Source organism: Desulfotomaculum sp. OF05-3 (genome assembly GCF_003435535.1).
GTDB classification, from domain to species: domain Bacteria; phylum Bacillota; class Clostridia; order Lachnospirales; family Lachnospiraceae; genus Pilosibacter; species Pilosibacter fragilis.
In genome coordinates, this window is record NZ_QWGO01000005.1 from 55,658 (window position 1) to 67,066 (window position 11,409).

At 50.8% G+C, this 11,409-nt stretch carries 12 protein-coding genes; 10 read left to right on the forward strand and 2 right to left on the reverse strand.

Features of this window, described 5'->3' with window-relative positions:
- Positions 1-201 (reverse strand): hypothetical protein (locus DXA87_RS18250; protein WP_207659033.1); only part of this gene is annotated, 201 nt, incomplete at its 3' end.
- Positions 202-339: 138 nt separating this feature from the next.
- Between DXA87_RS18250 and DXA87_RS04280 the strand changes: the two genes are divergently transcribed.
- The 10 genes from DXA87_RS04280 to DXA87_RS04330 all read left to right on the forward strand — a co-directional run bounded on the left by DXA87_RS04280 (position 340) and on the right by DXA87_RS04330 (position 10,464).
- Positions 340-1,149 (forward strand): AzlC family ABC transporter permease, encoded by an 810-nt coding sequence (locus tag DXA87_RS04280; RefSeq protein ID WP_117470084.1) that lies wholly within the window; start codon positions 340-342, stop codon positions 1,147-1,149.
- Between the two features lie 58 nt (positions 1,150-1,207).
- A complete protein-coding gene (locus DXA87_RS04285) occupies positions 1,208-1,516 on the forward strand; it encodes an AzlD domain-containing protein (RefSeq protein ID WP_117470083.1) in 309 nt (102 codons plus the stop codon).
- A gap of 421 nt (positions 1,517-1,937) precedes the next feature.
- Positions 1,938-3,383 carry a sodium:proton antiporter gene (locus tag DXA87_RS04290; protein WP_117503391.1) on the forward strand — a complete coding sequence of 482 codons (1,446 nt, stop codon included), beginning with the start codon at positions 1,938-1,940 and terminating at the stop codon, positions 3,381-3,383.
- A 15-nt stretch (positions 3,384-3,398) separates the two neighbouring features.
- Positions 3,399-4,442 (forward strand): cytidylate kinase-like family protein, encoded by a 1,044-nt coding sequence (locus DXA87_RS04295; protein ID WP_117470081.1) that lies wholly within the window; start codon positions 3,399-3,401, stop codon positions 4,440-4,442.
- A gap of 111 nt (positions 4,443-4,553) precedes the next feature.
- The gene (locus tag DXA87_RS04300) at positions 4,554-5,909 is read left to right on the forward strand and encodes an MATE family efflux transporter (protein ID WP_117503392.1); all 1,356 of its coding nucleotides are present in this window, start codon (positions 4,554-4,556) and stop codon (positions 5,907-5,909) included.
- Positions 5,910-6,031: 122 nt separating this feature from the next.
- Positions 6,032-6,871 (forward strand): class B sortase, encoded by an 840-nt coding sequence (locus DXA87_RS04305; RefSeq protein ID WP_117503393.1) that lies wholly within the window; start codon positions 6,032-6,034, stop codon positions 6,869-6,871.
- A gap of 187 nt (positions 6,872-7,058) precedes the next feature.
- A complete protein-coding gene (locus DXA87_RS04310; protein ID WP_015552652.1) occupies positions 7,059-7,589 on the forward strand; it encodes an isochorismatase family cysteine hydrolase in 531 nt (176 codons plus the stop codon).
- 267 nt (positions 7,590-7,856) lie between these two features.
- Positions 7,857-8,138 (forward strand): sporulation transcriptional regulator SpoIIID, encoded by a 282-nt coding sequence (gene spoIIID / locus DXA87_RS04315; protein WP_015552650.1) that lies wholly within the window; start codon positions 7,857-7,859, stop codon positions 8,136-8,138.
- A gap of 225 nt (positions 8,139-8,363) precedes the next feature.
- Positions 8,364-9,086 (forward strand): thioesterase family protein, encoded by a 723-nt coding sequence (locus DXA87_RS18690; protein WP_348982199.1) that lies wholly within the window; start codon positions 8,364-8,366, stop codon positions 9,084-9,086.
- Positions 9,087-9,111: 25 nt separating this feature from the next.
- The gene (locus DXA87_RS04330) at positions 9,112-10,464 is read left to right on the forward strand and encodes a M20/M25/M40 family metallo-hydrolase (RefSeq protein WP_117503394.1); all 1,353 of its coding nucleotides are present in this window, start codon (positions 9,112-9,114) and stop codon (positions 10,462-10,464) included.
- A gap of 77 nt (positions 10,465-10,541) precedes the next feature.
- Here the strand turns inward: DXA87_RS04330 and sigG are convergent, their stop codons facing one another.
- On the reverse strand, positions 10,542-11,318 hold the full coding sequence (gene sigG, locus DXA87_RS04335; RefSeq protein ID WP_117472242.1) for an RNA polymerase sporulation sigma factor SigG: 777 nt from the start codon (positions 11,316-11,318) through the stop codon (positions 10,542-10,544).
- Positions 11,319-11,409 lie beyond the last annotated feature (91 nt).

Consider the following 11,409-nt stretch of genomic DNA (forward strand, 5'->3'; position numbering starts at 1 on the left):
AACTGCAAAACTTCTGTAATTATTATAAACAGTGGCTTTACGAATGTAAAGAAGAAGAGTATACTGTACATGTTTGGTCATTGCACACAGGTAGGAATTTTCTGACCTGAAAATTCCGTACAATACAGTGGTGGCAGTGGATTTTGCCGATTTGGAATGCGAAGCATCGGCAAAATCAGTTACTGTTTGGGCTTCTTTCATGCCCGTATCGACAATGATGTCAGAATAATGGAAAGCGGCAGCTCTGGATGAAAATTCCTGGGTGCCGCTAATTTACGCGGAATGGCAGCGCATAAACAGGACAGGATGTCTGCTGTTTCTGTTTGAGGGAGGAATATTATGGGGAACAACAAGTTTTCAATCGCCAGTGTTGGAAACCGGCGGGCATTCCGGGATGGAGCCCGGGATGGGGTGCCGATCGCGCTCGGGTATTTTGCGGTATCTTTTTCACTGGGAATCGTGGCGCGGAATGTCGGGATGACACCGATTCAGGGAATGATCACAAGCGCACTCTGCAACGCGTCCGCAGGGGAATACGCGGGCTTTACGATGATCGCCGCGGGGGCAGCGTATATTGAGATGGCGATCGTGACACTGATCGCGAACGCGAGATATTTACTGATGAGCTGTGCCATGAGCCAGAGAATGGATCCGGATATGCCGTTTTTCCACAGGCTTCTCATGGCATTTGATATTACCGATGAGCTGTTCGGAATTACGATTGCAAGACCGGGCTGCTTAAATCCCTGGTATATGTACGGGGCAATCGCATTAGCGCTTCCCGGCTGGGCTGTCGGAACAGCCCTCGGTGCGCTGGCAGGTAATCTGATGCCGTGGCGTCTTGTGAGCGCCTTCAGCGTGGCACTCTACGGAATGTTCCTTGCGATCATCATTCCACCGGCGAGAAAGAGCCGCATCCTTGCAGGTCTCATCGCCATCAGCTTCGCGGCAAGCTACCTTGCGGAGCATCTGCCGGGGATCTCATCGATCTCCAGCGGCACGAGAACGATCATTCTGACTGTTGTGCTCTCATCCGCAGCAGCGATTCTCTTCCCACATCCGGCAGAGGACAGCGCGGCTGATACTTCCAAGGAAACAACGGAAGAAACTCATGTCCATTCTGCAGACGCGGCAAAACAGGGCGCTTAAAAGAAAAAGAAATTTTTGAAAACTGTCTTGTTAAATTAAGAAGGAACACAGAAAAAACATGGAAAAGAATATTTATCTTTATATTGCGGTGATGGCGGGTGTCTCTTACATGATCCGTGTCCTGCCGCTCACATTGATCCGGAAACCGATCAAAAATCAGTTTATCCAGTCATTCTTATATTACGTCCCATATGTGACGTTAGCTGTTATGACGTTTCCGGCGATCCTCTCCGCCACAAACAGTACGGTGTCGGCGGCGCTGGCGCTGGTCATCGGAATTATCGCGGCATGGTGCGGAAGAAGTCTCCTGTCCGTTGCGGTGATCTGCTGCGCGATGGTATTCATTACGGAATTTTTCTTAGTGTAGTAAAAATACATAAAACACATATATTAAATAAAACAAAAGCAGTTTCGGTATCTGATCATCCATCAATCAAATGACCGTGCTGCTTTTTTACTTTATAGAAGACCGATTACGGCATTCTCGCAGGGCGTGAAAAACCAAGAAAAAAAAGCAGTACATGGCGCAGAAAAACGGAATGCGGCGGTATCCCAGACCAATGCTTTAACGTTGTAAAATAAATGAGATAAAATCCCATTGTCTGAAATTTCACAATACGAAATATATTCCATTTTGGCAAAAATGCTGATTTTCTACGCGGAAATTTGGCAATTATTTGGAAGAATCGTACTTGTATTTGTGCGGGAAAGTTGTTATAATCAGTAGCCGTGTTGAGCGAAAAAAAAGAGTAATGGCTCATAAAAGCTGATTACATGGAGGTTTACCCATGAAGAAATTATTTGCATTCTGCGCAGGACTTCTGGCGGTCTTAAACCAGACTGCAGTTACAGCGCTTGCGGCAGAACCAGAGGCTGCCGGGGCGGCAGCACAGACGCCGTTATGGCTTTGTATTCCATTTGCAGGACTCCTGCTCTGCATCGCGGTCCTTCCGCTTGTGAAAGCAGAGTGGTGGGAGGCGCACCAGCCGCATGCGGTCGTGTTCTGGTCCCTGCTGTTCCTGATCCCGTTCGCCGTGAAGTACGGTGTGCCGAAGGCGGCGGAGACGACACTGGAATGTATCATAAACGACTACCTGACATTCATCGTCCTTCTGTTTGGACTGTTCTGCGTGTCCGGTAACATTACTCTGTCAGGCGACCTGGCCGGTTCCCCGAGGATCAATGTGGGTCTTCTGGCTCTTGGAACCCTGCTTTCCAGCTGGATCGGTACGACCGGTGCCAGCATGTTAATGATCCGTCCGATCATCAAGATGAACGCATGGAGAAAGAGAAGACGTCATATCGTGATCTTCTTTATCTTTATGGTATCAAATATGGGCGGCTGCCTGACTCCGATCGGCGACCCGCCTCTGCTCATGGGATTCATGAGAGGTGTGCCGTTCTTCTGGAGCTTAAAGCTTTTACCGATCCTGATCTTCAATATGATCATCCTGCTGTTCATCTTCTATCATTTTGATATGAAGGCATATAGAAAAGATATCGCGGCAGGCTTAAAGCCGGATATCAGCAAACCTGGTACTGAGGTGAAGATCCGCGGCAGCCACAACCTGGTCTTTATCATTATGATCGTGATCGCCGTTATCTTAAGCGGTACCCTGCCGTCCATGCCGATGTTTCAGGATGCCGCAGGAAATGTCCTCGGGATTCATGTATTCGGAGAAGTTACATTATCCTATCCGGCGATCATTGAGTGTGTGATCATCCTTGTATCCGCATTTCTGTCCTTTAAGACGACGGATGGATCGATCCGCCGAGAGAACCACTTTACCTGGGGCGCGATCCACGAGGTCGCAGTTCTCTTCGTCGGTATCTTTATTACGATGCAGCCGGCGCTTATGATCTTAAAGGCAAACGGAGCGGAGCTTGGGATCACAGAACCGTTTGAGATGTTCTGGGCGACCGGTCTGTTATCCAGCTTCCTCGACAATACGCCGACCTATCTGGTATTCCTGACAACAGCAGGCGCCTTAGGATTGTCACAGGGCATGGTGACGGCCCTCGGAACCGTTCCGGCCAAGATGCTGGAAGCGATCTCCTGTGGTGCTGTATTTATGGGCGCGAATACATATATCGGTAACGCGCCGAACTTCATGGTCAAATCCATTGCGGATGAGAACGGTATCCGGATGCCTTCATTCTTCGGATATCTGATCTGGTCCTTTGGAATTCTTGTTCCGGTATTCATTGTGGATACTCTGGTATTCTTTTTATAGGAAGGGGGAGGAAATATGGCTGCAACGAAAGAAGAAATCAAAGAACTGGCAGAACATATCTACGATCTGGACGCGGAGGTCTATGTCCACCTGGGTTCCTCCCTGGGACGTGTTTTCAACCGTGACAGAGAGCGCTGTGTGAATGAGCTCACAGAGCTTCTGACCACAAGACCGCAGGGACATTTAGTCCGCAGCGAGCTTGGATTGATTGCGAACATGGCCCGTACCATCGAGGATAAAGAAGAACGCGCGATGTGTATGACCGAGTACAACCGCATCCTCAATGAGGTCATGAGTCTTCCGACAAGCTTCGCCAGCGGCGATGTGATCGACCCGATCCTCGCGAAGTTAAACAGCTTCAACGTAGCGAACCGTTTCTCCAACGACGACCATCTGATTATCTGCATCAGCTGGACATACGGAAGCGGCGGAATCGATGTCGGCTTCAAGCTTGCGGATAAGCTTCATATTAACTACTACGATGCCGATATTTTCGCGGCAGTATTAAAACGCCTCGACGCGGAGAAAGATAAGACGATCCGTGACGCGGCGGGATATGCCCACGTCTCTGAGGAACTGCAGCAGAGTCCGGCGAGCGAGTTTGAGGCAGTGACCCATATGTCCCTGAAGGATCATATCAAATATTTCAGCCGTTACCACGGCCTGAACCGTCAGGATGCCGTCTTCTTCAACCAGAGCGACCTGATCTGTGATATGGCGAAAAAGGAAGACTTTATTATCATGGGCCGCTGTGCCGATGCGATCTTAACGAACAACGGTATTCCGCATATCAGTATCTATATCACTGCACCGATCGAGCAGAGGATCCAGCGCGCGATCGAGGTAAACTCCGGATTAGACCGGAAAAAAGCGCGCCATTTCCTGAAAAAACTTGACAAAAAACATGCGCATTATTACAATTTTTATACCGGAAGAAGCTGGGGAAACGCGAATAACTACGATCTATGCATCAACAGCGCAAGCTACGGAATTGACGGTACTGTCGATTTTATTCTGAGAATGATCGGTCGCGATAAGGATAAGAAAAAATCGGAATGATCCCCAAATGAAATGTGCTGCCGGCCTGTTTGCCGGACATGACAAATTATGATTTTGATGCCTGGCTGATATCAGTCAGGCATTTTTATGTAAAAAGAAAGGATCAACAGCATGCAGCTCGATATGACAAAAGGAAAACCGCTGCCGGTGATTTTGCAATTTACGATTCCATTGGTGATCGGAAATATCTTTCAGCAGCTTTATAATATGGCGGACACGATCATCGTCGGCCGCTGCGTCGGTGCCGGGGCGCTGGCGGCGGTCGGCTCCACCGGAACGATCATGTTTCTGGCGACCGGCTTTGCTCAGGGAATCACGGCCGGTTTTTCGATCCTTACCGCCCAACGGTATGGGGCAGGGGATGAAAAAGGTGTGAAACGCAGCGTGGCAAACGGAATGATCCTGGCGGTGATCGCAGCGGTCATCCTGACACTGGTCTGTGTGGCGATCATGAACCCGCTTTTGCACCTGATGAATACGCCGTCAGATATCTTTCAGGATGCCTACACGTATATCATGGGAATCAGCGTCGGACTCACGGCAAATATCTTCTACAACCTGTTTTCCTCCTATCTGCGGGCGGTGGGAAACAGTCAGATCCCACTCTTTTTCCTGATATTTTCCGCCTGCCTGAACGTGGGTCTGGATCTGCTTTTTATCATCCGCGGCGGCATGGGTGTGGCAGGAGCAGCCTGGGCGACGAATCTGTCCCAGGCGATCTCGGCGGTGCTCTGCGTGGGATATATCTGGGTTAAGGTTCCATCCTTAAAGCCGGAGAGGGAACATTGGAAGATCCACGGAAATGACACGAGAAACCAGCTTGCGGCCGGGATTCCCATGGCGTTCCAGTTCGCGATCACAGCGTCGGGAACCATGATCATGCAGTCCGCTATCAACCTCTTCGGTTCCGTGGCAGTTGCGGCTTACACGGCTGCGGCGAAGCTCCAAAGTCTTGTGATCCAGGGCATGATCGCCATGGGACAGACGATGGCGACCTACGGCGGACAGAACTACGGATGTGGGGATGTAAAGCGGATCAAGGCGGGTGTAAAGGCAGCGCTTCTCGCGGAGTTTGTGTATTCTGTCGCGGTAGCATTGCTCATGTGTGCGCTGCTCAGGCCATGTCTCGGACTTTTCTTTACCGGGGACGTAGACATTTCAGCGATGATGCCGTGGGCGGAGACTTACTGCTATATGACCGCGATGTTTTTCCTGCCGCTCTGCACGATCTTTATTTTCCGCAATATCATGCAGGGCTGCGGATATGGCTTTCTGCCGATGATGGGAGGTGTATCGGAGCTCATCGCGAGACTGATTGTCTCCATGGCGGCGATGAAGCTTTTGAGCTATCCGCTCGCCTGTTTCGCCGATCCGGCGGCATGGATCGCAGCGGCGGTATTTACGGGTGTCTCGTATCTCTTTGTGATAAAAAAGATCGGGAGAGAGCTTAAGGAAAAGACAACTTAGGTTCCTGAGACTGGTGATGTGACACATGGCTATCTGTGGTTTTTACTTGCGGGAATTTCCCTCACTGGTCTTCTGGCACGGATACTCGGAAAGGAGCACTCTGACAGAAGGAGAAAGAGCTGATGGCAGAAGGAAAGAAGAAACAGAAAAAAAGCCCATGGTGGTACAAATTAGGAATCCTGGTGTTCGGCGCGGTGTTCTGCGTCTCCGCCTTTATGGCGGGCCGGGATTATCTGGCGGCCAAAAAGGAAGCGGACGCGTTCGACAGCCTGAGTAAGCTGGCGGCGGATTACGCGGAGGAAAAAGCTCCGGCAGATCTGACGGAGAGTGCCGGGGAGACAACGGATCAGGAGAAAGCGGCGGAGTGGGCAGAACTCTTAAAGGAGGCTGCCGGATACGCGGCGCTTAAGAATGAGAACCCCGATTACGTCGGCTGGATCAGGCTGCCGGATACAAGGATCGATTACCCGGTGGTGGACCGGGAGTCTGATCCGGAATATTACCTCCACAGGGCCTTTGATGGTTCCAAGTCATTTGGCGGAACCCCGTTTCTCGGCGAGGCATCCGGCGTGGACACGAAGTGTCTGATCATCTATGGGCACAACATGAAAAACGGGTCCATATTCGGAACCCTTGATTCCTACAAAAAGGCTGATTACTGGAAAGAACATCCGCTCGTCCGTTTTTACGTCGACGGAGAACCGCGGACTTATGAGGTCTTTGCGGCGGTGGAGACGCAGGTGCTCTATGAAGATGAGGATGGATTCCGGTATTACCGCTACGACGGGGATATTCCGGAGGAGGAATACGATGAGCTGGTGAACTGGCTCAGAGGACATTCCGACTACGACACGGAGATCGTCCCGGAGTATGAGGATCAGATCCTGATGCTGTCCACATGCAGCTACCATACGAAAAATGGACGGTTTGTGGTGGCGGCGAGACGGGTTGCGGAGCCGTAAATATAAGCTGCTATCGCGCAGGTCCGCGATCAATGGGATGCGGGCCGTGCAGGGAAAAGAAAAATGCCTTCTGGGTGGAAACTCAGGGGCATTTTGCTGCTGATCCGGAAAAACGCTTGACAGGGCAGGTGGTCTGGGGTATCCTCGACCTAAGACAGATCCGGATTCGGAGAAAGGAAGATGAGCTATGGCAGAGAAGATTTTGATCGTTGTGGATATGCAGAAGGATTTTGTGAACGGAAGTCTCGGCAGCAAGGACGCGGAGGCGATCGTCCCGGCTGTTGTAAAGAAGGCAAAAGAGTTTGATGGGGACCTGATCTTTACGAAGGACACACATTTCGAGAATTATATGGACACCCAGGAGGGACATTTCCTTCCGGTTCCCCACTGTATGAAAGGAACCGACGGATGGAACCTGATTCCGGAGCTTGAGAAGATTTTCGTGGAGCGCGACGCGGCGATGTATGAGAAGATCACCTTCGGATGTCCGGAGTTAGCGGAAGACCTTCTTGAGAGAAATAAGAAGACACCGATCGAGTCCATCGAGCTTGTGGGACTCTGTACGGATATCTGTGTGGTTTCAAACGCACTCCTCATCAAAGCGTTCCTCCCGGAGACCCCGGTCTTCGTGGATTCCGCATGTGCGGCAGGCGTGACGAGGGAAAGACATGAGGCGGCTTTAGAGACCATGAGAAGCTGTCAGATCGTGGTGAAGTAAGAAAATTAAAGATTTAGAGTGAAATGATGTGCAGATATGGAGATCCTTTTATGGAGGGGACCTATATCTGTACATTTTTGTATATAGGAAAATTCGAGGAATACATTGCTATACCAGAGGACGATAACGTATCGGGAATACGCATCTGCGCGAAAATACAGCCTGCTGCGGCGCGGGAATGCGTTGAGATATAGGATAGGAATCTTGCCCGCATAAATTCTCAAATTCTGTAATAAGATGGTAAAAATATCATCGAGGGGCAACCCTATGAAGGAATATATTGAAGAACGGGCGATCCAGATCGCGAACTATATTATTGACGAGAATGCGACGGTAAGACAGACGGCGAAACGGTTTGGAATCTCAAAGAGCACGGTACACAAGGATGTGACGGATCGTCTGATCCATATCGATCCGTCCCTGGCGGCACAGGCGAGAGTGGTTCTGGATATCAACAAGGCGGAGCGGCATATCCGCGGCGGGCTTGCGACGAAGGAGAAGTACGAGCATGAACATCAGCTGCAGGCCTGCAGCAGGGTGGAGATGTGAGAGGGAAACTGCTGCGGATTGCCGCGGATATTTTGAGAGAAAAAATCTCAGTATCGACAAAAGGTCTGAAAACTGTGGAAAAATCCGATTGAATTTTCGAAATACATGCGATAGAATGGGAGCAGGACTGTTTCTGCAAGGGGAAACCCGGAAAAGATTCCTTCCGGAACAGCCTTATCAGAGGCAGAAAAAGTGACATGAAAGAAACGAACGGAGGAATAAATCATGAGCAAAATAGAGGCAATGATCGAGAAAGTTAAAGCACTTATCAACGCGCCGTCCTGCTGTGCGGAGGCAAAGGAAGCTGCAAACAAATGGCTTGAAGCCGTCAATACAGAGAAACAGGACGAGGCAGCAAAGGCGCTGATCGAGGAGATCGCGGCAGACATTATCCCGATCGACGGCCTGATCGCTTTTGCGGGATCTGAGGATGGGAAGAAGATCCTTGGAGAGGAAAAGGCAGCAGGAATCGAGGCTCACGCGAAGAAGATCAAGGCAGAGGGCGCGAGATTCTGCGACTGTCCGGCATGCACAGCTGTTGCTGCAATCTTAGCTGACAAAGCAGACCTCTATGCACCGACATACAGCCTCACATGGACTGTTACCGATGACATGACCGCAAAACGCATCGGCAGCGCCGGTTCCAAGATCCTCTCCACCCCGAACATGGTGGCTCTTATGGAGGACGCAGCCCTGGAGCTTGCGAAATCCTACCTCGAAGAGGGACAGACGACCGTCGGCGCGGAGATCCACTGCCGCCACCTGGCACCGACACCGGTGGGAATGAAAGTGACAGCTACCGCGAAGCTCCGCAGCATCGAGAGAAGAAAGCTCTGGTTCGACATTGAAGTGAACGATGAAAAAGGCAAGTGCGGAGAAGGTTCCCACCTGCGCGTTATCGTAAACTCCAAGGCGATGAGTGAGAAGGCGGAGAAGAAAGCAGAATAATCCGACAGCAAAGGAGAAGAGACACATGGGAAAACACACCATCGATCCGCAGATCAGCGCGGAACACCTCGCGGGCGCGGTCCGCTTCGCAACCGTATCAAACGCGGACAATTCACTGACTGACTACACAAAATTTGACGCGTTCCACGAGTATTTAAAGGAAACATACCCGTTAGTACATAAACACCTGACCCTGGAACATACCGGACAGGCAGGACTTCTCTATCACTGGAAAGGAACCGGAAAATCCGGTGCCGCGCCGCTTCTCTTAATGGCGCATCAGGACGTTGTCCCGGAAGGCGACCTTGAAAAGTGGACATATCCGCCATACTCCGGAACCATCGCCGATGGAAAGATCTGGGGCCGCGGATCCAGTGACTGCAAGAGCAACCTGATCGGACAGCTGGAAGCCGTTGAGGCACTTCTGGAAAAAGGCTACGAGCCGGACTATGACCTTTACCTTTCCTACGGATACATGGAGGAGGTCGCAGGTGGAAAGATCCCGGCGGAGACACTCCGCGGAACCGGCATCCGCTTCGGCGCCGTCCTTGACGAAGGCGGCGGAGTCCGCGCGGGAAGTGATTACGGAATCGACGATAAGGGACTCTGCACCATTGGTCTCTGCGAAAAAGGATATGTGGACTTTGAACTCTCCTACACCGCAAAAGGCGGACACTCCAGCCGCCCGGGCGAGAATTTCGCGACGACCATGATTGCAAAGGCACTGATCGCGATCCAGGAGAATCCGATGCCATATCGCGTGACGGATACGATTCGATGCCGCTTCGAGGTCCTTGCGCCGTATATGGCGAAGGAAAATCCGGAGCTGGCAAAGCTGCTTGAGAAACCGGATGAGAATCTGGAAAAGCTTGTTCCGTACTTTAAGAAAGATCCAGCCCTCGACGCGATGTTCCACACCACCGTCGTTCCGACGATGCTTTCCGGATCTGCCCAGGCGAACATTCTTCCGGCGAAGGTCACCGCAGTTGTAAACAGCCGTATCCTCACGGGAGATACCGTTGAGAGCGTAAAGAAACACCTGGAAGACATTGTGCCGGATGAGGTGGAAGTGCGCGTTCTCAAAGGCAGCACCGCGTCCCCGACATCCCTGTACGACGGAGCCATCAAAGACCTTCTCGTTGAGATCAGCGGTAAGATCTATGGCGATGTGATCCCGTGTCCGGAGATGATGCTCGGCGGAACAGACGCGAGATACGTCTACGACCTCAGCGACCGCGTATACCGCTTCTCAACGATCTACGCGCGAGAAGACCATCATGTCCATGCAGCGAACGAGTTCACAGGAGTAGAAGAGCTGGCGGACAGCATCGACTTCTATATGGAACTGCTGACCAGATATGGGGAGACAGCGAAATAATTATATGAAAATCTTTTAAGCTGACCAAAACAAACTCAGAGCCAGGGATATAAGTCTCTGGCTCTTTCTGATTATTATTAATCTAAATAACTTTTCATTGCCTTTAAGGCATTTTTTTCCAGACGGGACACCTGCGCCTGACTAATTCCAACTTCCCCCGCAACCTCCGTCTGCGTCTTCCCCTCAAAAAATCTCATATCAATAATCCGCCTCTCCCTGACCGGCAGCCTCTTCATCGCCTCACTCAGAGAAAGCTGCTCCACCCAATTCTCCTCCCGGTTCTTTTTATCACTGATCTGATCCATCACACAAAGCGGATCCCCACCATCCGTATAAACCGGCTCATAAAGACTCACCGGACTCTGGATCGCATCCATCGCATAGGTGATCTCCTCTTTCGAGATCCCCACCTCATCCGCAATCTCCATGATCGTAGGTTCCCGCAGATTCTTCTTCGTGAGAAGCTCCCGCGCTGAAAGCGCCTTATAAGCCGTATCCCTGAGCGACCTGCTCACCCGGATCGAATTATTATCTCTCAGATACCGCCGCACCTCCCCCAGGATCATCGGCACCGCATAAGTTGAAAACTTCACATTCTGCGACAGATCAAAATTATCGATGGCCTTGATAAGCCCGATGCACCCGATCTGAAACAAGTCATCCAGATTCTCACTGCTCCCTGAAAACCTCTGGATCACACTTAGAACAAGCCTCAGATTCCCCTTAATATATGTTTCTCTTGCGTCCGTATCTCCATTCTGGATCCGTCTGAAAAGGTCGGTTTTTTCCTCATTCGTCAGAAGCGGGAGCTTAGAAGTATTCACCCCGCAGATCTCAACCTTATATCCTGCCATGACAAGAACCTCCGCAAATTATTTTCATAGAAAAATGATTTACGAAAACAGGACAGTTTATACATGAAAAAAACGGGAGCTATTTCCTGAG